General features: G+C 27.0%; 26 protein-coding genes and 1 CRISPR repeat array. Of the genes, 23 read left to right on the plus strand and 3 right to left on the minus strand.

Annotation, left to right across the window (positions count from 1 at the left end; genetic code table 11):
• Positions 1-3 precede the first annotated feature (3 nt).
• The 3 genes from cmr4 to cmr6 are packed head-to-tail and all read left to right on the plus strand — an operon-like array spanning position 4 to position 2048.
• Complete coding sequence (gene cmr4 / locus TMEL_RS08530; RefSeq protein ID WP_012057863.1) at positions 4-834, plus strand: type III-B CRISPR module RAMP protein Cmr4; 831 nt, start codon at positions 4-6, stop codon at positions 832-834.
• Between the two features lie 9 nt (positions 835-843).
• Positions 844-1215: a type III-B CRISPR module-associated protein Cmr5 gene (gene cmr5, locus TMEL_RS08535; RefSeq protein WP_012057864.1), complete on the plus strand. Its 372-nt coding sequence runs from the start codon at positions 844-846 to the stop codon at positions 1213-1215.
• A 17-nt stretch (positions 1216-1232) separates the two neighbouring features.
• Complete coding sequence (cmr6, locus tag TMEL_RS08540) at positions 1233-2048, plus strand: type III-B CRISPR module RAMP protein Cmr6 (protein WP_012057865.1); 816 nt, start codon at positions 1233-1235, stop codon at positions 2046-2048.
• A gap of 374 nt (positions 2049-2422) precedes the next feature.
• On the opposite strand, the gene TMEL_RS10215 is transcribed toward cmr6, so the two are convergent.
• Entirely contained in the window at positions 2423-2572 is a 150-nt protein-coding gene (locus TMEL_RS10215; protein ID WP_143611042.1) for a transposase, read from the minus strand.
• Between the two features lie 538 nt (positions 2573-3110).
• A CRISPR array of direct repeats spans positions 3111-3837; the repeat unit is 30 nt; unit sequence GTTTCCATTCCTCATAGGTAGATTCTAAAC.
• A gap of 593 nt (positions 3838-4430) precedes the next feature.
• Between TMEL_RS10215 and TMEL_RS10345 the strand changes: the two genes are divergently transcribed.
• The 18 genes from TMEL_RS10345 to TMEL_RS08625 all read left to right on the plus strand — a co-directional run bounded on the left by TMEL_RS10345 (position 4431) and on the right by TMEL_RS08625 (position 19033).
• A complete protein-coding gene (locus TMEL_RS10345) occupies positions 4431-4568 on the plus strand; it encodes a hypothetical protein (protein ID WP_012057866.1) in 138 nt (45 codons plus the stop codon).
• Positions 4569-5084: 516 nt separating this feature from the next.
• On the plus strand, positions 5085-5390 hold the full coding sequence (locus TMEL_RS08545) for a hypothetical protein (protein ID WP_012057867.1): 306 nt from the start codon (positions 5085-5087) through the stop codon (positions 5388-5390).
• A gap of 8 nt (positions 5391-5398) precedes the next feature.
• Positions 5399-6064: an ECF subfamily RNA polymerase sigma-24 factor gene (locus tag TMEL_RS08550; RefSeq protein WP_012057868.1), complete on the plus strand. Its 666-nt coding sequence runs from the start codon at positions 5399-5401 to the stop codon at positions 6062-6064.
• Between the two features lie 18 nt (positions 6065-6082).
• Positions 6083-6853: a hypothetical protein gene (locus TMEL_RS08555; protein ID WP_012057869.1), complete on the plus strand. Its 771-nt coding sequence runs from the start codon at positions 6083-6085 to the stop codon at positions 6851-6853.
• Complete coding sequence (locus TMEL_RS08560) at positions 6853-8286, plus strand: SAVED domain-containing protein (RefSeq protein WP_012057870.1); 1434 nt, start codon at positions 6853-6855, stop codon at positions 8284-8286. Before TMEL_RS08555 ends, TMEL_RS08560 begins: the two co-directional genes overlap by 1 nt.
• A 1-nt stretch (position 8287) precedes the next feature.
• On the plus strand, positions 8288-9694 hold the full coding sequence (gene csx1 / locus TMEL_RS08565; RefSeq protein WP_012057871.1) for a CRISPR-associated CARF protein Csx1: 1407 nt from the start codon (positions 8288-8290) through the stop codon (positions 9692-9694).
• Positions 9695-9706: 12 nt separating this feature from the next.
• Positions 9707-11980 carry a type III-A CRISPR-associated protein Cas10/Csm1 gene (gene cas10, locus TMEL_RS08570; RefSeq protein ID WP_012057872.1) on the plus strand — a complete coding sequence of 758 codons (2274 nt, stop codon included), beginning with the start codon at positions 9707-9709 and terminating at the stop codon, positions 11978-11980.
• A 1-nt stretch (position 11981) separates the two neighbouring features.
• Positions 11982-12422 (plus strand): type III-A CRISPR-associated protein Csm2, encoded by a 441-nt coding sequence (gene csm2 / locus TMEL_RS08575; RefSeq protein ID WP_012057873.1) that lies wholly within the window; start codon positions 11982-11984, stop codon positions 12420-12422.
• 16 nt (positions 12423-12438) lie between these two features.
• The gene (gene csm3 / locus TMEL_RS08580) at positions 12439-13248 is read left to right on the plus strand and encodes a type III-A CRISPR-associated RAMP protein Csm3 (RefSeq protein WP_012057874.1); all 810 of its coding nucleotides are present in this window, start codon (positions 12439-12441) and stop codon (positions 13246-13248) included.
• A gap of 4 nt (positions 13249-13252) precedes the next feature.
• A complete protein-coding gene (gene csm4, locus TMEL_RS08585; protein WP_012057875.1) occupies positions 13253-14194 on the plus strand; it encodes a type III-A CRISPR-associated RAMP protein Csm4 in 942 nt (313 codons plus the stop codon).
• Positions 14184-15245 carry a type III-A CRISPR-associated RAMP protein Csm5 gene (gene csm5 / locus TMEL_RS08590; RefSeq protein ID WP_012057876.1) on the plus strand — a complete coding sequence of 354 codons (1062 nt, stop codon included), beginning with the start codon at positions 14184-14186 and terminating at the stop codon, positions 15243-15245. The genes csm4 and csm5 overlap by 11 nt, the downstream gene beginning before the upstream one ends.
• Positions 15242-15832 (plus strand): hypothetical protein, encoded by a 591-nt coding sequence (locus tag TMEL_RS08595; RefSeq protein ID WP_012057877.1) that lies wholly within the window; start codon positions 15242-15244, stop codon positions 15830-15832. Before csm5 ends, TMEL_RS08595 begins: the two co-directional genes overlap by 4 nt.
• Positions 15810-16541: a CRISPR-associated endoribonuclease Cas6 gene (gene cas6 / locus TMEL_RS08600; protein ID WP_012057878.1), complete on the plus strand. Its 732-nt coding sequence runs from the start codon at positions 15810-15812 to the stop codon at positions 16539-16541. Before TMEL_RS08595 ends, cas6 begins: the two co-directional genes overlap by 23 nt.
• Positions 16542-16551: 10 nt before the next feature.
• Positions 16552-16989 carry an RNase H family protein gene (locus TMEL_RS08605; protein ID WP_012057879.1) on the plus strand — a complete coding sequence of 146 codons (438 nt, stop codon included), beginning with the start codon at positions 16552-16554 and terminating at the stop codon, positions 16987-16989.
• 158 nt (positions 16990-17147) lie between these two features.
• Entirely contained in the window at positions 17148-17354 is a 207-nt protein-coding gene (locus TMEL_RS08610; RefSeq protein ID WP_041426114.1) for a hypothetical protein, read from the plus strand.
• A 151-nt stretch (positions 17355-17505) separates the two neighbouring features.
• Positions 17506-17817: a DUF4405 domain-containing protein gene (locus tag TMEL_RS08615; protein ID WP_012057880.1), complete on the plus strand. Its 312-nt coding sequence runs from the start codon at positions 17506-17508 to the stop codon at positions 17815-17817.
• Positions 17818-18126: 309 nt separating this feature from the next.
• On the plus strand, positions 18127-18342 hold the full coding sequence (locus TMEL_RS10410) for a hypothetical protein (protein ID WP_012057881.1): 216 nt from the start codon (positions 18127-18129) through the stop codon (positions 18340-18342).
• Positions 18343-18805: 463 nt separating this feature from the next.
• The gene (locus tag TMEL_RS08625) at positions 18806-19033 is read left to right on the plus strand and encodes a MerR family transcriptional regulator (protein WP_143611046.1); all 228 of its coding nucleotides are present in this window, start codon (positions 18806-18808) and stop codon (positions 19031-19033) included.
• A 68-nt stretch (positions 19034-19101) separates the two neighbouring features.
• On the opposite strand, the gene TMEL_RS08630 is transcribed toward TMEL_RS08625, so the two are convergent.
• Both TMEL_RS08630 and TMEL_RS10705 read right to left on the minus strand, forming a co-directional pair.
• On the minus strand, positions 19102-19698 hold the full coding sequence (locus TMEL_RS08630; RefSeq protein ID WP_012057883.1) for a protein-L-isoaspartate(D-aspartate) O-methyltransferase: 597 nt from the start codon (positions 19696-19698) through the stop codon (positions 19102-19104).
• 61 nt (positions 19699-19759) lie between these two features.
• A complete protein-coding gene (locus TMEL_RS10705) occupies positions 19760-19888 on the minus strand; it encodes a hypothetical protein (protein ID WP_274377974.1) in 129 nt (42 codons plus the stop codon).
• Positions 19889-19963: 75 nt separating this feature from the next.
• On the opposite strand from TMEL_RS10705, the gene TMEL_RS08635 reads away from it, so the two are divergent.
• Both TMEL_RS08635 and TMEL_RS10415 read left to right on the plus strand, forming a co-directional pair.
• Positions 19964-21334 (plus strand): ATP-binding protein, encoded by a 1371-nt coding sequence (locus TMEL_RS08635; RefSeq protein WP_012057884.1) that lies wholly within the window; start codon positions 19964-19966, stop codon positions 21332-21334.
• 136 nt (positions 21335-21470) lie between these two features.
• Complete coding sequence (locus TMEL_RS10415; RefSeq protein WP_012057885.1) at positions 21471-21884, plus strand: DUF262 domain-containing protein; 414 nt, start codon at positions 21471-21473, stop codon at positions 21882-21884.
• Positions 21885-21914: the final 30 nt, after the last annotated feature.

Raw genomic sequence — 21914 nt, forward strand, 5'->3', positions numbered from 1 at the left:
TTAATGAATGGAAAAGTGGGATTTTTATACGCAGTTACTCAAATTCATGCGGGAAAAGGCATGGATTTAGGTGTTATTGATCAACCAATTCAAAGGGAAATTCATACAGGTTTCCCTATAATTTCAGGAATAAAAGGAGCTTTAAGACATGAAATAAACTTTGAAAACAAAGAAGAAATTTTTGGTTCTGAGGCAAATAAAGATAAAGAGAATTCCAAACCTGGTGACATAGTATTTTCAGAAGTAAAAATTTTATTTTTTCCAGTTAGAAGTTTAAATAAAGGATTAGTTTGGATAACTTGTCCTATGGTTTTAAGTAGATTAAAAACAGCATTTAAAATTGTTGGGAATAATGACTTATCTAAAAAAATAGAAGATTTTTTGAAAAATATAAATCATAATGAAAAATACACTACTTTTGAAAAGGAAGAGGTTGTAAGTTTAGAAGAATATTCTATAAAGCCAAAAAGGTCTGATAAATTAATTGAAATAGTTGAAAGTTTAAAGGAGATAGTTCCAGATGATTATTTATCAAATATGTTAACAAAAAATGTAGTAGTTCTTAGTGAGAAAGATTTTACTTTTTTTGTAAGAAATGCAACTGAAATTCTTCCAAGGGTTAGAATTGATAAAAGTACAAGAGTAGTTGCAAAGGGAGCATTGTGGTATGAAGAATACTTACCACAGGATACTGTAATGTTTTTTATTATTAAATCTTTTACTGACAATAGCGAATTACTTAATTTTGTCTCTAAAAAAATTGATGGAAATTATATAAATATCGGTGGAAAAACAAGTGTAGGTAAAGGTTTTACTTACATTAAATTATTGTGAGGTGAAATAATGGAAAGAGAAAATAAAACAAAACTAATTGCAAAACAACTTATTGTAGAAAAAACTTCGAGAAATGACTTGGAATTGAAAAGTTATAAGTCACTAATTAAAGGATTAGGGGCTATGATTATTCAAAATGGATTGTACGGCACATTGGTTTTTTTAAAAGCAAAAGGAGAAAATAAAACTTCTAAAAAACATTATCATTATGTTTTTGAGGATATAAAACATTTTTTGAACGAAAAAGGATTATTTAGTAATAATGATATACTTGAATATCTTGAGAGAACAGAAAATCTTTCTGAGATACAGGAGAGAGTTCTTGAGCTTGTAAATTGGTATCGAAGATATGTAGAGATTTTTATTTCTGATGAAGATTAACAAGGATGGTGATTATTATGAATTATTATAAATATGATATAGAGAAACTTAAAGATAAGAATTCATTTATTAAAAACGCAAGTTTATATTACAATAAATTCGTATTTAAGGAATTGGTAGTGTTAAATAACAAAATTACATCTAAATCATTTAAAAAATCTTTGAAGGAAATAAGAGAAAGATATAAAGACGTTTTAATTTCTATTATTAAAAACTTATTTGAATCTTCAAAATCGGGAAGTGATTCTTTACAAGAAATAATTAACTCCTTACGAAAAATAAGGGAAAATTTTATCAATTCTTTAAAACAAAGATATATTATATTGAGTTATACCTTAGAAGTTAAAACTCCATTTTTAATAGGTGCAGGAATACCTTCCATCGATGAAATAGGCTTTTATTGGTTGAGAAATTATGGAATACCAGTTATTCCTGGAACAAGCATAAAAGGATGTTTCAAGAGTTGTCTATTAGATGTTTTGAAGGATTACTTAGAAGAGATATTCGGAACAGAAGACAAAATGGGAAAAGTAATTTTTCTTGATGCAATACCTTTAGGTGAAATTTGTTTAGGAATTGATTTTCAAACACCACATTTTCAAAAATATTACATTGATAACAAACCACCAAATGATGTTTATAATCCTGTGCCACTGAGTTTCTTGCATGTAAGTAAGGGAAGATTTAGATTGGATATACTAATTGATAAAGATGAAGGTAATATTGCTGATAAAATTAAAAATCACATAAAGATTTTTTTAGAAGAATATGGAGTCGGTGCTAAAACATCTATGGGCTATGGAAGATTTAAAATTATAAATCAAAATAGTTAATTACTTGTTTTTATAAAAACATGGCTTTGGTATTGTACCAAAGCCATCTCAGACTGTAAACAAACCCCATCTTGGTATGATCAAAGATGGGGTTTTTTTAACATTCAATTTTTTGAAGTATTTTTATACATATTTTCATTAAATATTCAAATGTCATTGAAAAAGTAAACGTTTCTCCTTTACCATTTATTTTTTCTATCTCATGGTATGTATAAATTTGTTTTATCTCATGATTGCATGCATTTATTTAATATTGGATACTTTTCACATATTATTGGATTTGTTTTATATTCTCTGTATTCATTTTTATTGGTTGTATTTAGATTTTTTTCTTATGGTTCCTTTCTTACCCATTGGCCTTGTGTAAGATATTATTATATCCCTTTTTCAAACAATGACTTTAATATGAATACTTTTTTATACCCAGCATCTATTGCTACAGCTCTTGGTTTTCTATTGTTTTTTTCCAATGTTTTTTCAAAGATTTTACTATCATGTTTATTTGCTCCAGTACTTTTACTCATAATACAAATTCTTTCTTATTGTACGAAGCATAATAGGAATACGCGAACATTTTTTCTTTCTTCTGTTTATTTAACATTCCACCGTTCATTAAGTTTTCTAATTTAAATTTCTAAGTTTGTTATAGATTAGTTGTCTCAATTTAATTTTTTTGTATCCTCAGTTAAGAATATTAAAACTTTATCGTCTTTTCCCTATTGTTTGCAAAAATATCGTTTTTTATATTTATTTTCTTTAGTAATTATTTATTCCAAAAATACTAATAAACTTTTTTGTCACAAAATCTCCCGTTTAAATATCCTTTTAATACATGTTTATTAATATATACTGAGTAATAATTAATAATTAGGAAGACCTAAACTAAAAAACTTCGTATATGAATGTACCACAAAGCAAATTCCATTTCTTATGGGGAGATACTAAACAAGAGATTGAGAGAAAAAATTATAAGAAGGCTCCCATGGATAGTTTCCATCTCTCATTAGCATATTCAAAACGGTTTTATATAGAAAATAGAAAAATACGCTGAGAGAATAGCGTGTTTCCATTCCTCATAGGTAGATTCTAAACAAAATAATAGAAACAAAAATCGTGGGTGGGGGGTTGCGGGTTTCCATTCCTCATAGGTAGATTCTAAACCCACGTCAGGGATGGTAGCAAGGGTGTCCACACACAGGTTTCCATTCCTCATAGGTAGATTCTAAACTAAATATTTATCAGAAAAAGGATTTTTAAAGGAAAATAGGTTTCCATTCCTCATAGGTAGATTCTAAACACTTATGTTTTTTAGATGAATTATTAAAGGAGATGAAAGAATGTTTCCATTCCTCATAGGTAGATTCTAAACCGCATCAAAGAATGCGAAGAAGAATTAACAAAACAAGAGAGTTTCCATTCCTCATAGGTAGATTCTAAACCAAATTAATTAACCAGGCACAAAAGGAAGTGGCTATTACCAGTTTCCATTCCTCATAGGTAGATTCTAAACTAGAGATTATTTTCGAAGAGGACTTTTAGTCCTCTTCTTTTGTTTCCATTCCTCATAGGTAGATTCTAAACGAAGAAGAGGAGCGTTAGTTTTGCTCCTCTTCTTTTTTGTTTCCATTCCTCATAGGTAGATTCTAAACGAAAATTGGTGCAGCTGGTTATGATGGCCTTGTTATGATGTTTCCATTCCTCATAGGTAGATTCTAAACGAAACAAACAGGGACCCCGATATATGGGAGGCTCCCTGGAAGTTTCCATTCCTCATAGGTAGATTCTAAACCCGTCACCTTTCTCATAAATATTATAACACCTTATTTTTTGCGAATGCATTTCTAGGAAGTTGCTAATTCGTAAATTCACTTATTCATGAAGTTTCTTTTGCATTTTCATTTCGGAAAACCTACTCAATTTTTGGACTATTTTTCTTGCTTAACACAAACGTTACAAAAGACATTTTGCAACCCATTTATTAAAGCTCTTTCCCGGCATGTTGTTACATGAAAATTACCGTGAATTTCGTAACGATTTGCGATGTTGTAAATTGTTTAATTTGCGAAATAGTAAATTTAAATATAATTTTTTATTATTTTTGCATATTATTTAATTCTTGAAAAATTAATTATTTTTATTTTTGAACAATTGAAGATATTTTTAAAAATTAATTCGAATTTATTTTTATTTTTTACCATAAATCGATTGATATTTTATCTATAACTTTTTTACCAACTAAATTCTTTTAAAAATTTTGATTTTTCATATGATTCAATTTTCATGATATAAGATGAAAGAGTTTTCTTCTGAAGAAAAGATGGCGATTTACTCAAAGGATTTATAGCTGAAATTTGTCGAAAACGGTATTAAGGTAGTATTCAAGTGAAAGATAAGTATTTTGAAAGTGCAAAGATTACATTCAGAACTTCTGGCAATTTTTTTCAAGAAGGACAATATCAAAGAATGATACAAGAGTTTAACAAATTATCTGAAAACAAGCAATTGTTATTGAGATATTAAAAAACAATCATTCATTCTGGAGAGAAATAATAGATAATTTGGTCAGAAAAAGGTTTCAACATATTTTAGGAGATGTTTGAAAATAAGTTGAAGTACGTATTATTAAAAACCAAAAGAAAATAAATAAACTATTCTTAAACCATACAAAAGCTAAACTAGAAACATCCATATTGGGGTTAGTGTGTTGAAATTTATAAGAGTTGCGAGAGGTATATAAGAATATCTAAGTATATAAAAATTTCGGAATTTCTGCCTAATTTTTCGAGATGCATTATAACTTTAATAACTATTTTTTTAAATTAATGATTAAACAAATATATGGAAGGTTTCAGTAAAGCATTTTAAAATTATATAAAATATGTTATAATTTTTTTGCAAAGTAGATTGGGTGAAATATGTAATTAAATAAATTAATGAAAATCTTATTTGATGAACAGATAGAATTAAAAGATAATTATAAATTCCAAAATTGGATTTGCATATAATTTAAAAGAATTTTCGCCCGAGTTTAATAATATGGACTCATTATGGAAAGCAAGAAAGAGAATAAGAGAAAGAAGACCATTAATAGTTGAAGAATATGGCAAAAATGGTTATATAATTATATTTTTGTCAGCAAAAAATTATACTAAAAAACATATTTTAGTAGATAAGTATTGCATAATTGAAGAAAATGAAGTTTGTAATTTTTTAAATAAAGATTCTTTTTTATTTGAATATAAGGGAGAATTTTTGTTTTATATTCCAAAACAAATATTGGAGAGGTATTTCCATTTATGTGGTTTATGCAAAATAAGTATAGATGAATTTTTAAAGAGGTGATGTTTATTGTGAAAAAGACGTTAAGAGAATTATTAAAGGAATACCTTGAAAAAAATGTTGTAAACAGAGAGTTGTTTGAAAATGTAAAGGGAATTGTGTCAAGTGTTATGAATACAAATCCAGGATATAGAGATATACTTATAGGAATTTTTGGAAACAGTTCGTCTGCTATTAATGAACTGACCAATGAAGTTTTTATTAGATTAAAAAAGAAAAAGAATATTTTGATTAATAAAACAGGGGATAATTTAGAAGGGTATTTATATATGATTGTAAAAAACTATATAATTGATATTTTGAGAAAAACCCGTGTTAATGATTCTTTAAATGATGAGAATGGATCTAATGTTGAAAAGATTGAATATATCCGAGCCGAAGAACACCATTTTAAACCAGAATGGGAAATTGTTGCTGAAACATTTGTTGAAGAATTAAAGAAATTAAAAGCTGAAAATCTTTGTTATTATTTATACAAAGTAATGTATTCTGAGGAAATATTATTTGAAGAAAAATCTAGAGATGCAAAATACAAGATAGTTCAAAGAACTAAAGAGAGTTTGAGAGAGCTAGTCGTTGAAAATGGATTAAATGACAAAGAATTAACATTGGCAATAAGAATTTATATGTCAGAAATCTGCGAAAAAATTCGTAATATCAGTAGAAAGAAAAATTAGAAATTTAGGGGGTTAACTATGAGATTCTTGGAGAACGAACTGAATATGTATAAAAAATTTCTTGGAGAAAAATTTAATATTGAATCGTTGAAAAAAATAAATGGTTCAAAACTAAACCTTGGGGATATATTTGTAATATATACTCCAAGCTTTCCTATATATGGAATTGTAATAGATAAGAGTGAAGATTTAAATAAATGCTTGTATTTAACCTCTGAGCTTTTCTTAGCTAGTGCAGAGGCTATTAGAATAAAAATAAATCATTTTGCTAATGAAGTAGCATTAACTCATATTGTATTCTATATCTCCGATGATTTTGCATGGAATTATTGCGAAGTAATCGGAAAATTTGAAGATATTAAAGCGATAGAAGAAAACTTTGAAATATTAAATGATGAAGTTTATGTTGGTCCAAGAAAAGAATTTTTCGAACTCGAAACAGAAAAGTTAGTCCCACTCTATGATTTGTTCTTTAAAAATGTTGAAGATGAAATCTCAGAAAATGAGAAGATTATAACTATTGATGTTCCAAAACATTTAAGAGAAACAGAAGTAGAGCTGTTAGCAGCTGAAACAAAAGGTGTTAGAGGTAATAATTTTGTTGGGATAATAAAAGAGAAGTCATTATTTATTTATCCAAAAGATGAGTTAATAGGAAAACATGGAATTGTTAAATTCAAAGGTGAAATAATTTACACTGGTGTTATTTCTGAAACATTAGTTATTGAAAACACGGAAGGTTTAGTTATTCAAAACATTGAAAAAGATTTGATAATAGAGGTGATTTAATGTTTGGTAATTTGTTGAAAAATGATCCAGACTCCTTTATTGAACTTTTAAATTCTGATCAAATTCATTTAGATGAGGCAATAAAATCATACTTGAAGAATAAGGATTTTAAAGCCAAAGAAAGAATTTTTTATGAAATTGTTAAAAAAATGTATTTGAAAAAGGTAAAGAATATTAGTGAAGAATTGCTATCAAAATTCTTTGATGGTAATATCGAACTCGTATTTGATTTATTAAAAAATGGTTATGTGGAAGCAAAATTTCCAATAGTTAAAGAAGAATATGGAAAAATTGCGCGAGTTATGGTTATTAAGTCTGAAAATTCCTTTTCAAATGTCAAATTAAATAAATTGAGAGTAATCGAAAATGTTGTAGGACATAGATTAGCAGTAATTTTTGATTCAAAATTTGTAGGTAATTCATTCATGTTAGCAACAGCGTTAGCAGCTTTAACTTCTAAAATACCTATTAATCTTGCGTTTTCGGGAGAAATTGATGAGGAAGGTGTAATTAAAAAGAATTTAGATGGATTTTCTATTAAAGAAAGAGTTTGTTCGGAGAATAACTTGAAATTAATAGGTGCTTTTGACGTATCGAATGTATTTGAGCTTAAAGAATTTTTTGAAGAAGAGAATTTCCACATTCCTGTATTGATGTTTTTTAGAAAGGAAGAAGAAGAATATATAAATTTTTCATATGAGAAACTTTTTAAAAGTGTCTCAAAAAAATACCCAGTTAGATTTGCAGAATTATTTGAAAAAGTATATGATGTCAAGAAATTCTTTGTAACTAATGAACTTTCTTCCTTGGAAAAATGGAAAAAAGCTTTAAAAGAAGCAAAAGCATTTTTGTTAAAGATTATTTCAAATGGAGGAATTCCACATGTTGCGATAGTTGGTCCATCGGCAATGGCTATGGCTTTGGGTATAGCTATTGGTCTTCAAAATCCTTTAGTAATATACCACAAGCAAGATGAGTACTATCCTGTTATTGATTTAACAGATAATCTAAGAAAAATTAAAAACATAAAGGATAGTTATGAATATTTAAAATATACAACTTTTGATGAGGGGAAAGATTGTGCTTATGTTATTTATTTAGCATCTCACAATCCATTTAGTTCAGTGATAAAGTTTTTGGAGAACAATTCTTTAGATTCAAAGATTATTTTAATTGAGCCAATTGAAAATAAAGGAAATTTGAGTATAGATACATGGGGGAAAATAGTCTCAGAATTAATGTCCATTACTCAAAATGTTTTGTATGATAATTACTGTGAAAATGTTTTTTTCTTTTTGAGTTGTCCTGTTGCTATTGCTTTGGGATTTGGGATGGCTTTTGGAGATTTTGCCAAAGGTGGTATATTTCACTACAACAAAGCTGATGATTCTTATATTGAAGTTTTTAAAATTGAAAGGATTAGGGGGGATTAGGTTGAAAGTTTTATTTGCTATTGTTGGAAATTTAAAAACCTTTAGAGAAAAGAAATACAGATTGAATCTTGAAGATCAACATTCAGAACTTATTTGCGACTCGTCGTTACAGCTACTTTCGGAATATTACAATGTAGATAAAACAGTTATTTTTTTGCCAGATACTCTGTATACAACATGTGATATTAATAAGATCCCATCATCATATGATGAACTTACTAAGCTCCTAGCTGAAGAATATGACAAAAAAATAAGAAAAAAACTAAAAATTAATAATTTTGAGATTGTCATAGTGCCGGGGATTGGTACTTATAAATTAGGTGACGGGAATTTAGTTTTTGACGGAGAAATAAAAGATTTATACAATTTTTCTTTGTATAAATTATATAAACTTTTGTTAGAAAAAGAATTTTTGAATGGTGAAAAAGTAGAGTTTATTTTTGATATTTCTACTGGGTTAAATTATCACCAAAGTGTAATCTCTAGTGTTTTAAATGATTTATTAAAGTTACTTGCATATTTAAAGGATACAAGCTTAACAATAGTTAATTCTGAGCCAATTACTGATTTAAAGGAAGTATTAAATGTTTATATTATTGACCAAAAGAAAATATTTCCAGGAATAGAAATTCAAAAAATTAAAAGACATAAAATACTTGAAGTATTTCCTTATTTATCAAATGAGGAAAAAAGATATTATGGTCTGAAATTTATGAAAAATCTTGAACAAATTATTCTGAACAAAAGTGGAAATAAAAAAATTATGGAATTCTTTAATATGGTATTGTATTTTCTAAATTCACTTGTATATGGATTGCCGTTGGTTCTTTTGTATTTTAACAAAAAGTTAAAATCGAACGAAATTATTGAAAAAAGCGTCAAGTTTTTTTTAGAAGCAATTGAAATTGAGAACAATCATGTATTTAGAAAATTAAAATTTGGAGAATTTTTTAAATACGTTGTTTTTGCAGAATTGTTTAAAGAATATTTTAATAACGTAATAGATGATTATAATACTGATAAAATTCCCTTTGAGATATTAGAAGAAACATCAGAAAAAGTATGGAAAGTAAAAGAGCCTAGTAGTGATTTGAATGTTAATGCATTTATTTCTTTATCGATAAAAAAGGAATTATACGAAATTAAAAACAGTTTCTTGGAAAATATTGGTGAAGGACAGGAAGTGGTTTTTACGAAAGGCCCAAATAAAGGAACAGATACTCAAAAATTTAATAATGCGTCAAACAAATACGATAAGACAGTAAATCATGATCCAAGAAGAAACTTTTTAGCTCATTCTGGATTGTCTTCAGGTAGTTTTAAATTAAAAAAGGAGAATGACCATTTATATATTAGTGCAATAGAAGACAAAATAAAAAAATTTTTAGGAATACTTTTAAAAAGTTAGGGGGCGAGATAGGTGATAAATCTTTCAGTTGAGAAAGTATTTCTGGCTGGTATTTTTCATGATATTGGTAAGTTTTATATAAGAGCAAACTTTGGTGATTTAAAGAAGAATATATACGAAGAATATAAATATTTTATTGAAGGTGATAACAAATATGGTCCACGACATCAAGAGTGGGGGGCATATTTTTACAAAAATTCTAACCTTCCTTTTAAAGACGAAATTGAAGGAGCTATATTGAATCATCATAAACCAAATAGTGTATTATCTAAATTAATAAGTGTTGCAGATCATATCTCTGCAACTGAAAGAGAAGGAGAACATCCAGAAGATAAAGTAAAAAACATGAAATCTATGCTTTCAATGGTTTCATTTTCAAATGATCAGAAAAAAGGAAAATATAAAAAAGTTTCTAAATTATCTGAAAAATTTGATTTACTTGAAAAAGAGGATGAAAATGTAGAAGAAACGTATAAAAATCTTTGGAGAGAATTTGAGAAGGTTATTAATAGTATTCCAAGAAACAAAAATCCAAAAATTTCGTTCCCAATATTTGAAAAAATATATTACATTCTTAAAGAATATACATCAAACATTCCTTCAGCATTTTTTTACAATGAACCAGACATATCTCTGTTTTCTCACCTTAGCACTACTGCAGGAATTGCAGTAGCCATTTTTAAACAATTTGAAGAGGAAATTAAATTAGGAAATATCAAAATTTTAGAAAATATTGATTCAAAAAATTACGATGAAAAAATATTAGGAATAGTCAAAGGTGATATTTCAGGTATTCAAGACTTTCTATATAACATTTCCCAAGAAAGGGCTGTAAAAAAATTAAGAGGAAGATCTTTCTATATTACTTATCTTCTGGAGATTGTTGCAAAATATATCATTGAAAATGAAGGATTATCTATAAGCAATATTTTATTCAACGGCGGAGGACATTTCTATCTAATTGTACCAGCAAAAACAATCGATAAATTGGAAAAGTATCAAAAATATATAGATGAAGTTATGTATAAAGCTCATGGTATAGGATTAAATATAAATATTGCTGGTGAAAAAATCGCACCTAAAGAGTTAAATAGTGAAATATACAAGCGAGTTTCGCAGTTGGTTGAAAGAAAAAAATATACAAAGTTATACAGTTTAATTTCTTATGATTTTCACAAAATTTTTGAATCTAAAAATTTATCTGAAGATTCATGTCCATATTGTAGAAGAAAAATGAAAGATGATGAATGTACTTTCTGTGAATCTTTTACAGTAATAGGTGATAGATTATCAAAAAGAAAAGCATTTAAATTAAATAAAACAGAAAAAATCCCAGAAAAAATTAATACTTACGAAGATGTTTTTAAAATGTTTGGTTATGAAGTCGAGTTTGAGGAAGGACCCTTTAGCTTTTTGATAGATAAAAGTGGAAATGTTGATTTATCAAGATATATGTTTTACACAAAATCTGCAAATTACATCTCAAAAAAAGAAAATAATGAAATATCTGATTTAGAAACCATTGCTAAAAATTCAAATGGAATGGAAAAGTGGGGGGTGTTAAGAGGAGACGTTGATAATTTGGGAAGAATTTTTAAAGAGGGATTAGGAAAAGAGGCTTCTATATCAAAGACTGCAACATTATCACAGGAGATAGAAATATTTTTTGGAAAATTTTTGGAAGATATAGTTTCAAATGAATTTTCTAATTGTACTGTAATTTATTCGGGTGGAGACGATTTCTTTATTATTGGTCCTTGGAGTGATCTTCCAAATCTTGCTGAAAATATTCAAAAAGAATTTAAAAGATATAGTGGGGATAATGAATGTATTTCAATATCAATGGGAATTGGTATTTCTCCTGCAAAGAAATACCCTGTATACAGGGTGGCAAAACTTGCCGGAGAATATTTAGAAAAGGCAAAAGAGTATGAAAGAAAGGGCATTGAAAAAAGTGCTTTAGGTTTTTTGGGAGATTTTATCGGTTGGGAAGAATTTGAAGAATATAAATATTTTAAAAATAAGTTGACAGATTTAATTAATGAAAAAATAACCAAAAGGATTCTTCATGTTTTAAGAAGATATTACCAAGAATATGATGAAAACGAGGGGACAAATAAAGTTTGGAAATTATATTATTACTTTGCTCAGTTATCGGATAGATATAGTAAATCAAAAGATAAAATATTAAAATTTTTAAGCGAAATTCTAAAAGATGATAACAAACTATACAATAAAATTTATTCATTAACATATTGGGTGGAATATGAATTAAAGGAGGGATAGTATGAGGAATGACAATTTTTCGAGACAAAGAAATTCTCAAAAAGAATTTATTAATCAAGAATTAGCTGAAAAAATTCTCAATCCAGATAGTGATCCAGATGGGGAAAATTTATTCGAATACTCAAAAGAAATTTCAAAAGAAATAAAAGTATTGTCTTCCACACAACTTAGAAAGTATTACGACGAAGTTAAAAAAATCCCAAATAACAAAGATTATAAATATCATCTTAAAAGGTTTATAGCAGTGTTTTTGTATAGTGTTAATAAAATAAAAAATAAAAAAAATAAAGAAGTTGTAGAAAAATTTTCCGAATCAATAAAAAATTTAGCTCTAGTTGCTTCGAATAATGATGAAAGATACTTTAAAAGATTTAGAGACTTTTTTGAAGCATTAGTAGCTTACCATACATATTACAAAAACAACAATAATAATAAAGAATAAAAAAGGGGGTAAGAACATGGTTAATTTAGAATTTAAAGGAAAAATAATTGTTAAAGCTGATATACATGTTGTTACTGGGCTTCAAATTGGCAAAGAAAATTCAATGGAAATTGGGGGTATTGATAATCCAGTTATTAAGGATAGTTTAGGAAAACCTTATATACCTGGTTCATCTTTAAAAGGGAAACTAAGAACACTAATGGAATATTTTCATGGAAAAATCAAAAATGATGTTTTAGTTGTTGCAAAAGGTGGAGAAAATCAAATAAGAATTCACCAATGTGATGAAAAAGATTGTCCAGTTTGTAATTTATTTGGCAGAAATCACGGAAAACATAGGTATGCAAGCAATCCAGATGTAGAAGTAGAATTTAAAAATATAATGCCTACAAGGTTATTTGTCAGAGATGCGCTATTGGATGAAAATAGTATAACAGAAGAAATGAAAAAAAATTTAGACAACGAATTTACTGAAGTCAAACCTGAAAATACTCTTGATAGGATTACTTCAGCAGCAAATCCGAGGTTTAACGAAAGAGTTCCTGCTGGTGCTATTTTTAAATCTGAGTTTGTAATTAATGTATATGATGATGATAACGAAAAATACTTGAGAGAACTTTTAACTGCATTAAGCTTGCTTGAAGATGATTATTTAGGAGGGTCTGGTTCCAGGGGATATGGAAAGGTAAGATTTGAAAATATAAAGATAGTTTATAAAGGCAAAGGATATTACGATGGTTCAAATAAAGAATTACCTAAAAAAGAATTAGATGATCTTAATAACTGGGAGGAAAAAATTAAAGATTTTAAACTGAATGGGGATTGATAGTATGAAAAACTATAGAATAAGGTTAAAATTCAAATCACCATTGCATGTTGGACAAGTTGATAAAGTTGAAACAGTTGTTTCTGATATCATCCATTCTGATACTATTTTTTCTGCAATTATCAATTCATACAATTTATTATACGGGAAAGAAAAAACAAAAGAATTACTAAAGTTTATTCTAGAAAATGAAGATTCCATTTTAATTTCATCTGCTTTTTATTACTATAATGATATTTATTTTTATCCAAGACCGTTAGGATACAAGTTTGATCTGGATAAAAAATTCGATTTTAAAAAAGTAAAGAAAATAAAATTTGTAAGTGAAGAATACATAACTGGAAAGGTAAAAACACCAATTATTATAAACGGTTTAGCAACAGATAATAAAGAGATAGAAAGATTATACTTTATCGAAGAAAGGCCAAGGATAACAGTTGATAGAATTACAAATGAAACAAATATTTTCTACGTTTCAGCTTTAAGATTTATAGAAAATAGTGGATTGTGGTTTTTCCTTTCCTTATCTGAAGAGATTGAAAGAGAAATATTTGCTGCCTTGAGGCTTTTAAGTGATGAAGGACTTGGTGGTGATAGAACACATGGCAATGGAAACTTTGATTTTGATGTTGAGAAAGTAGATTTTGGACGATTTCAAGGAGACAATTGTTTACTTTTATCTGTATATTATCCAAAAAATCAAAATGAGATTGATAGTACGTTAAGTTATAAATTATATGAACGATCTGGATATGTGTATTCACAATATTCAATGTCGTACAAACAACCACTTGTTAGACTTTTTGCTGAAGGTAGCGTTTTTAAAAATAAAGTTACAGGGGATGTTTTAGACATTACACCAATAGGTTTTGAATACCATAAAGTATTTAAATTTGCACGTGCCTATACAATTCCTATAAAAAAGGAGGCACAATATGATATATGAAGTTGAAGTTTTAACCCCCTTAGCAATAAATAATGGAAATGAAATTAAAAGCTTTGAAATTATACGTGAGGGTGGAAAATCGTATATTTTAGATTTCAACAAACTTTTTGAAAATGAAAATTTTGTTGAATTAGTTGTTAATTCTCCACAAATTCTATCAGATGAAGATTCATTAAAAAAAGCTTTTAAATTTTTGAAACTTGATTATAAGAAGTATACTAAGATGGTTTTAAACTATCCTTTAGACAAAAGGTATAACATTAAGGAATTTATTAAAACAATTGGGAAACCCTTTTTACCAGGTTCATCCTTAAAAGGTGCCATAAGAACAGCATTGATTAGAGGTAATAATTTTGAAGAACATTACAAAAAAAGCCTTAATTTTCTCAATAAAAGTAAAGGTAGAAATATAAATAAAAAACATTTCGATGATTTTGTTGAAAAAAAATTATTTGGTGATTCATATGAATCTCCTTTTAGGTTTTTAAGGATTTCTGATGGTTATGTGGTTTCAAATCATGATTTAAAAATTGTTCCCATTGAAGTTTTAAATTTAAAGAAAAAAAGGCGAGTGCTTCCATATATTTATACAGAAGCATTAAATCTCCACACAAAGATAAGAGGAAATATAGATTTTGGATTTTTAGAAGCAATAAAAAATAGTGAATTTAAAGATAATTTCAAAAACTTGCAAATTGTCGAAGATTTTGTCAAAAAGGTGAATAATGGTGTGAAAAGGTACATAAATGATGAAATTGATTTGTTGAAAGGTAATTTAAAAGAATTAGAGACTTTTTATTCAACTTTATTAAAAAGAATGAACAATTTGAAAGATAATCAATTCATTGTACAAATAGGTTTTTCAACGGGTTATTATTCTAAAACAGTTGTTGGAAAACTTGATTCAAATCAAATAAAGTTAATGAAAATAAAAAGGTTATTATACAAAAAAGTTAAACCTGAATTTTTCCCAGTAACTAGAAGAGTAGTAAGACGAAATGGAGTGATGGAACCATTAGGATGGATTTTGGTGACGTTAAAAGAGGAGTGAAAATTTATATACATTTTGCGTTTGATTATCCTTTGTTTTTGGTGAAAGATTATAAATTAGAACTAATGAAAAATTTTGAACAATTTGGTTTGAAAAATTACAACTTTTCTGGTTTTTTATCAAAGAAATTTTTCAAAGCTAAAGATGGTTATTATTTAAAAAATAATGGTCTTTTAGTTTTGAAGACGTTTAATGAAAAAAATTTACCTGAAGTTGTTTATAAACTTTCGAAAAGTACCTTTTTTGGGATTATCCCAAAAAAAGTTGAGGTAAAGCCTATTGAATTTTTTCAAGAAGGAATTTTATTAGGTAGTGTTTTAGGTTCTGAAATTGATTTGAATCTTTTGAGTGAGAAGATTAGAAAGAATGCCATTGAGAAATATACGAATGTTTATAATCAAATGCCTAAAAAAAATTCATTAATAGTTATTTTTCAAGAAAATCAAAAAATTAAACTTTTTGGTTCACAGGAGTTAATTTATTTGATAAATGTTTTAGGTATCTTTTGCAAAAATGGTTATGAAGGTTTTATCTTAGATGACAAAAAATATTGGGGGTATTCTTTTGAGATTGAGAGTAAAATTTAACTTTGATAGGTTAAATTTGCCTATTCATTATAATCATATTTTACATGCAACTATTTTAAATATGATTAATAATGAAGAATTTAGAAAATTTATTCATGATAGAGGTTATAAATTTGAAAAAAGGGTTTTTAAATTGTATACTTTTTCAAGATTAATTGGAAGATTTGAAATTGATACGGAGATTAAGGAAATTAATTTCTTTGATAATGTATATTTGTATATTTCATCATATGATGACAATTTTTGTTATTATATTATGGAAAAACTTTTAACATTTGAAAATATTAGAATGGGTAAAAATATTTTGAAAGTAGAAAAGATTGAAACAATAAACTTTATGCCTACTGATACCTTAAAAGTAGTAACCAGATCACCAGTTACTGTTTACTCAACTTACATTGATGAAACAGGAAAGAAAAAAACTCTTTTTTACCATCCAGATGATTTTAAATTTAAAGAGATAGTGGAGAAAAACATTATAAAGAAATATAGAGCATTACATAATAGAGAACCACAAGGACGCATTGAAGTAAAGCATGTTGGGAAGTCCCCTAAATTTGTTTTGGTATTTTACAAAGGATTTAAAATTAAAGGCTGGATGACAGCATTTGATTTAATTGGTGATCCTGAACTTGTAAAGATAGCTTATGAAACAGGTCTTGGGAGTAAAAACTCCCAAGGTTTTGGTTTTATAGAACAAATTAAGTGAAGGTGAGATTATGTATATATATGTTGATGGGTCATATTATCAAGAACTGAGTATTGCAGGGTATGCTTTTTGTATTGTTGATGAGGATAAGGAGATTTTTACCAAGAGTGGTGCAATAATTTTAAAAAATGCCAATTCAGTTGTAGCAGAATTAGTAGCTGTGATAAATGCACTAAGGTATTGTGAAAGAAATAACATTACTAACGTGACAATTGTACATGATTATAACGAAATACCAATGTTTGCAACAGCGTATAGAAAAACTAAAAATAGAAAGATTAATTCATATATATATGAATTAAAAAGGTTATATAACAAGTTAGATGTATCTTTTAAAAAGGTAAAGGCACATAAAAATGATGAGTTTAACAATTTAGTTGATAAGTTATCTAGAGAAAGTGTTGAGAAATTTTTAGTTAAACAATTAAAGAGAAAATTTTCACGTTAATATTATGAGTGCAATATGATATGTGGATGGAAAGTCGTCCAAAATGTGTGAAATAGTATAAAAGAGTATGAGTTGGGTTTGGACGATGTTTTATAACAAATTTTGTCCTTAATTAAAAGAATATTGAAAATAAGTTATGAGATAAAGGAGAGTGTAAAATGTGTTTAAAGAGGATTTACACTCAAAACTTAAAACCTTCAGAATGGGAAAATTTTAACATTGCTTTTTTCGAGGAAACAAATGTGTGTAAAAGCACATTAATAGAGATCTTCATAAGTAGAGATGGGAGCAGTATTGGGGATGGTCATAAAGATTTTACAAAAAGAATAAATGAAAAATCATTATATTTTAAAAAGCAAATTTAAAAATATTTGAAATGGAAAGCTTAGTTATTAGTATTAGCAAGGATTAAGAATATTTTTTATGTAACAATAGTTACTGAAATTTTGAAATAAAAATAAAAAATGGTATACTAAATACGATAATGAGAATAATAATTTAAAGGAGGGTTAAGAAATGAAAACTAAGAAATCAAAAGCTTTTGGAGACAAGTTCACTATTTCTATCCCTAAACCAATTATGAAACTCAAAGGGGTTATATCTTTGTTATTGTTAATTTCATTTATTTTAGTTGCAATAACTGGTGTGGTGCTTCAACAATCTATTGCAAAAGGTGTAAAGTTATCAAACCCTATTTGGTTAAAGATACATAATATTAGTGGATATGCAATGATAGTGTTTGTAATTCTTCACTTATTTTTTAATAGTAAGTTATTTTTTATGGAGATTCTATATCTTTTTGGGTGGCAACCCAAAAACAAGAAATAACTTATACATTCAACTTTTCTTTTTAAAATAATTGCTTCTTTTTCTTTCATCTCAATAATATATTAATCTTTCCTGGCAGGCATGTTGGATTTTTGACCTTTTCCGAAAAGCCTGCCTTTTTTTTATTTTTTATAATTTTAGAATAGAAATATTTAACATGTAAGAGAGTTAATTTTTTGTCGAATAAATTAAGGAAAAAATGTATTTTTATATATGTTTGTTCAACAGTATTTTTATATCATACCACACAAACAAAACTATAAAACAAAATTTTCTAAACGCCCCGAATGAAGAATTTGATGTTGCAATTTGCCTAATAACGATCCAATAGAATATGATATTGCAATACTTCAAAATGTCTATGATTCATTAAAATCAGGTGGTAAGTTCCTTCTAACCGTTTTAAGTGTACTAGAAAGAATTAAGGAAACCACGAGTGAAGATATAATGAAAGGTTCCTTTGTTCCACATGCAATGACTTTTTTTGAAGAAATTGAAACTCCTAATGGAAAAAGTTTCCTATAAAAGAACGCATTTACGTTCCCACTGAACTTTATTTAATGTTCTTGGTATCTGGGGAGGTATTGCTGGAAGATGGAGTAAAAGAAAAGTAGATTTTGATGATATTGAAGTAATGGTAATTGCTGAAAAACCCTTTGTCAAAAACAAAGTGTATTGAATTTGTATGTTAATTATTCGTTTTATAGTACTTAATAAAGTTAAATAGAAAAAATGAAAAACTTTTATTTGACTTAGATACATCAAAAAATATGGGAATTTATTTTGGACAGATCATCCTTTTAAAGACGATAACGGTAGAATTGGAAAAGTTTTTTTATTTTTATCTTCTTAAAAATGGGATATAAATTTAACAATAAAAGGCATTGACCAAACTGAGAGAGACGAATATATTACTGCGTTTGAAAAAACTGAAGAAGGAATAAGAAGTATATTCAAACATTCTCCTAAAGGTTTTACACCGGAACATTTGGATAAGATGTTTATTAAGGAACAAACTAAAAAGCTATCTAGCCTAATATTTGAACAACTTATTAGAGCAATAGATAATTATATTTGTTTAACTGAACAAACAATAGATGTTAATGAAGCATCTAAAGTGCTGGGAATAAAGCCTGACAGTGTGCTTAAAATGATAAAACGAGGAAAATTAATAGCTACCAAAAAGGAAAAAATGGTGATAGCTAAAAATATATAAAATTGTTAGTTTCTAGATGAACTTAAAAAATAAATTTTTAATGGATAAAGAAATATAAACGTAACTTTTTAAACTAAAGGTACAAATTTAACATGAAGTAAATCTTCCTCCGAAATTTGGCCGTTAATCTTTTTTATTTTTTTCAAAACTTGTACAAATTCATCACCAACAGGAATTAATAAAATTCCGTTGTCAGAAAGTTGTTCTAATAACTTGTTAGGAACAAATTTAGAATAACATGTTACAACTATCTTATCAAAAGGCGCGTATTCTTCAAATCCTTCTTTACCATCTCCTAGTATACAGGTTATGTTTGTTAATCCAAATTGTTTAAATCTCTTTGTTGCTATTTTGTACAACTGTTTTATGCGTTCTATAGTGTAAATGTGTCCACTTTTTCCTACTAGTAAACTCATAACAGCTGCGTTATATCCACTACCTGTTCCAATTTCAAGTACTTTATCTTTTTCTTTTAAATCAAGTTCCTTACACATTATACCTACCATGTGTGGTGCTGAAATGGTTTGTCCAAACCCAATAGGTAGTGGAATATCATCATATGCTAAGTCTTTAACATTTTCTGGTACAAAATATTTCCTATCAATTTTATTCATAGCTTCTATTATGTTTTTTGATACACCGTATCTTTTTAAATGTTCATACATTTAATCACCTCTTTATACTATAAATTATCTTACCTTTTCAAATTACTATTGTATCAAATATTTAAAATATTTTCATGTGTATAAATTCTTTATCATGTAAAGTTTGAATAAGCATTAGTAAATTTTTTGTATTGAAAGAAAAATTTGAAAAGAAATAATATATATGCAAATCAACAAATTTGGTTTTCATCTTTTTTATGATAATATTATACCGACAGGTATAATACTAACTGGTATAATACAGGATAGTATATGAGGTGATAAGATGAAATTTTTTAATAGAAAGAAAGAATTAGAATTTTTTAACAAATTAAAACAAGACAGTAAGAAGCGTTTTGTTGTTTTGCATGGAAGAAGAAGAATAGGGAAAACCACATTAATAAGGAAGGTATTTGAAAATACAGATGCTTTTTATTATTTTGTTGAAGTGAAAAAAGAAGAAACTTTATTAAAAGAACTGAGTTTAGCTTTTTCAAAGGCAGTGTATAACAATTGGTATGATTTGTTTTTAGATTTATTTGAAAAATATGATTATGTTATATTTGATGAATTTCAAAATCTTTTCAAAATTAATCCGAATATATTATTTGCACTACAACACGCATGGGATGAAAATGAAAATAGAACTAAATTAATTATTCCTGGTTCCTATGTTGGGCTAATTAAAAAAATATTTACAGATGAAAAAATGCCATTATTTGGTAGAGCAGACAATATAATAAAAATCAAAGAATTTTCTTTGAAGGATTCATTAATTATGTTAAAGAGTTTCGGATATGATATTTATGAATCATTACAGATATATGCAATGGTTGGTGGAATCCCAAAATATTTATGGTTGTTTGAAACAAAAAGGAGTATTAAGCAATTAATATATGAAATATTTATAGACGAATTTGCACCACTAAGAGAAGAAGCAAAAAACATTTTAATTACAGAATTTGGTTCAGAACATAAGTCGTATTTTTCAATTTTAGAATCCTTAGCAGGTAGTCCAAAATCATTATCAGAAATTTCTGATTTCTCAAAAATTGAAAAAACAAAACTTCCAAAATATCTTAATGAACTTTCTGAGGTATACGAGCTTATTTCCAAAGAACAACCAGTATTTTTAAAGAAAAACAGTAGAAATTATAAGTACAGAATTAGAGATTTTTACTATAACTTTTTCTTTAAAAATATTTTTGGAAATTATTCAATTATGGAGTTTAACCCGGAAAAAGCTTTAGAAATAATTTTAAATAATCTAAACAATTATATAGGAATTCAGTTTGAAGAAATTTGTAAAAGGTTTATACAAGAAAATCCAGAGATATTCGGTTTTATTCCAAAAGTTATTGGAAAGCAATGGGGAAAAGTACCTTATAAAAAAGGAGAATCATATGATATAGATATTGTTGCATATGATAATGATAATGTAATTTTTGGTGAGTGTAAGTGGAAAAATAAGAAAGTAGGAATTAATGAATACAAGAAATTGCTATTAAGAAGTGAGTATTTAGAAGTTGGCAAAAGAAAAAAGATGTATGTGCTCTTTTCCAAAAGTGGATTTGAACCAGAACTAGAAAAATTAAGACAGGAAAATTTGTTTTTTATTACTCCTATTGATATGGAAAAAATTTATGGATTGAAATAAAACATAGATAAATTTTGGGTAGTGAAATTACAATTGGTTAGAAAAATGTAATGGTATGTTATAATAAAATTAAGAGTTAGGTAAAATTATTAATGCGTGAATATAGAACCAGATAAATTGAATTGGAGGCAAAAAAATGAATTTAAGTCAAAGTAAAGAAAAAATTTTAGATTTAATTAAAGTTGCATATAAAGGAGAACTCGTTCTTCCTGATTTTCAAAGAAATTTTGTGTGGCAAAGGTCAGATATAGAAGAATTAATAAAATCTCTTCTGGAAAATGTTTTTATAGGAACGTTTTTAATTTTAGATACAAACCACCGAGTAATTCCTTTTAAACCTATATTTATTCAAGGAGTTCAAAAAGTAAATCCAGAAGTAAAACAAAATCCTAAAAAGTTATTATTAGATGGACAACAAAGATTGACTGCTATATTTTACGCAATTTATTCTCCAAACTTACCTTTAAGATATACTGAAACACCATACAAATTTTTTATTGATTTAGAAAAACTTGCTAAAGACGATGTTGAAAATGCAGTTTTTAGCTGATCAATTAAATGGAGAGAATATAAAAGCTAT

Source organism: Thermosipho melanesiensis BI429 (assembly GCF_000016905.1).
GTDB lineage: Bacteria > Thermotogota > Thermotogae > Thermotogales > Fervidobacteriaceae > Thermosipho > Thermosipho melanesiensis.

Excerpts from the sequence above, each read along its gene's own strand:
- cmr4 (WP_012057863.1), top strand. The coding sequence starts at position 4 with ATGAATGGAAAAGTGGGATTTTTATACGCAGTTACTCAAATTCATGCG.
- cmr5 (WP_012057864.1), top strand. The coding sequence starts at position 844 with ATGGAAAGAGAAAATAAAACAAAACTAATTGCAAAACAACTTATTGTA.
- cmr6 (WP_012057865.1), top strand. The coding sequence starts at position 1,233 with ATGAATTATTATAAATATGATATAGAGAAACTTAAAGATAAGAATTCA.
- TMEL_RS10215 (WP_143611042.1), bottom strand. The coding sequence starts at position 2,572 with ATGAGTAAAAGTACTGGAGCAAATAAACATGATAGTAAAATCTTTGAA.
- TMEL_RS08545 (WP_012057867.1), top strand. The coding sequence starts at position 5,085 with ATGGACTCATTATGGAAAGCAAGAAAGAGAATAAGAGAAAGAAGACCA.
- TMEL_RS08555 (WP_012057869.1), top strand. The coding sequence starts at position 6,083 with ATGAGATTCTTGGAGAACGAACTGAATATGTATAAAAAATTTCTTGGA.
- TMEL_RS08560 (WP_012057870.1), top strand. The coding sequence starts at position 6,853 with ATGTTTGGTAATTTGTTGAAAAATGATCCAGACTCCTTTATTGAACTT.
- csm2 (WP_012057873.1), top strand. The coding sequence starts at position 11,982 with ATGAGGAATGACAATTTTTCGAGACAAAGAAATTCTCAAAAAGAATTT.
- csm3 (WP_012057874.1), top strand. The coding sequence starts at position 12,439 with ATGGTTAATTTAGAATTTAAAGGAAAAATAATTGTTAAAGCTGATATA.
- csm4 (WP_012057875.1), top strand. The coding sequence starts at position 13,253 with ATGAAAAACTATAGAATAAGGTTAAAATTCAAATCACCATTGCATGTT.
- csm5 (WP_012057876.1), top strand. The coding sequence starts at position 14,184 with ATGATATATGAAGTTGAAGTTTTAACCCCCTTAGCAATAAATAATGGA.
- TMEL_RS08605 (WP_012057879.1), top strand. The coding sequence starts at position 16,552 with ATGTATATATATGTTGATGGGTCATATTATCAAGAACTGAGTATTGCA.
- TMEL_RS08610 (WP_041426114.1), top strand. The coding sequence starts at position 17,148 with ATGTGTTTAAAGAGGATTTACACTCAAAACTTAAAACCTTCAGAATGG.
- TMEL_RS08615 (WP_012057880.1), top strand. The coding sequence starts at position 17,506 with ATGAAAACTAAGAAATCAAAAGCTTTTGGAGACAAGTTCACTATTTCT.
- TMEL_RS08630 (WP_012057883.1), bottom strand. The coding sequence starts at position 19,698 with ATGTATGAACATTTAAAAAGATACGGTGTATCAAAAAACATAATAGAA.
- TMEL_RS10705 (WP_274377974.1), bottom strand. The coding sequence starts at position 19,888 with ATGAAAACCAAATTTGTTGATTTGCATATATATTATTTCTTTTCAAAT.
- TMEL_RS08635 (WP_012057884.1), top strand. The coding sequence starts at position 19,964 with ATGAAATTTTTTAATAGAAAGAAAGAATTAGAATTTTTTAACAAATTA.
- TMEL_RS10415 (WP_012057885.1), top strand. The coding sequence starts at position 21,471 with ATGAATTTAAGTCAAAGTAAAGAAAAAATTTTAGATTTAATTAAAGTT.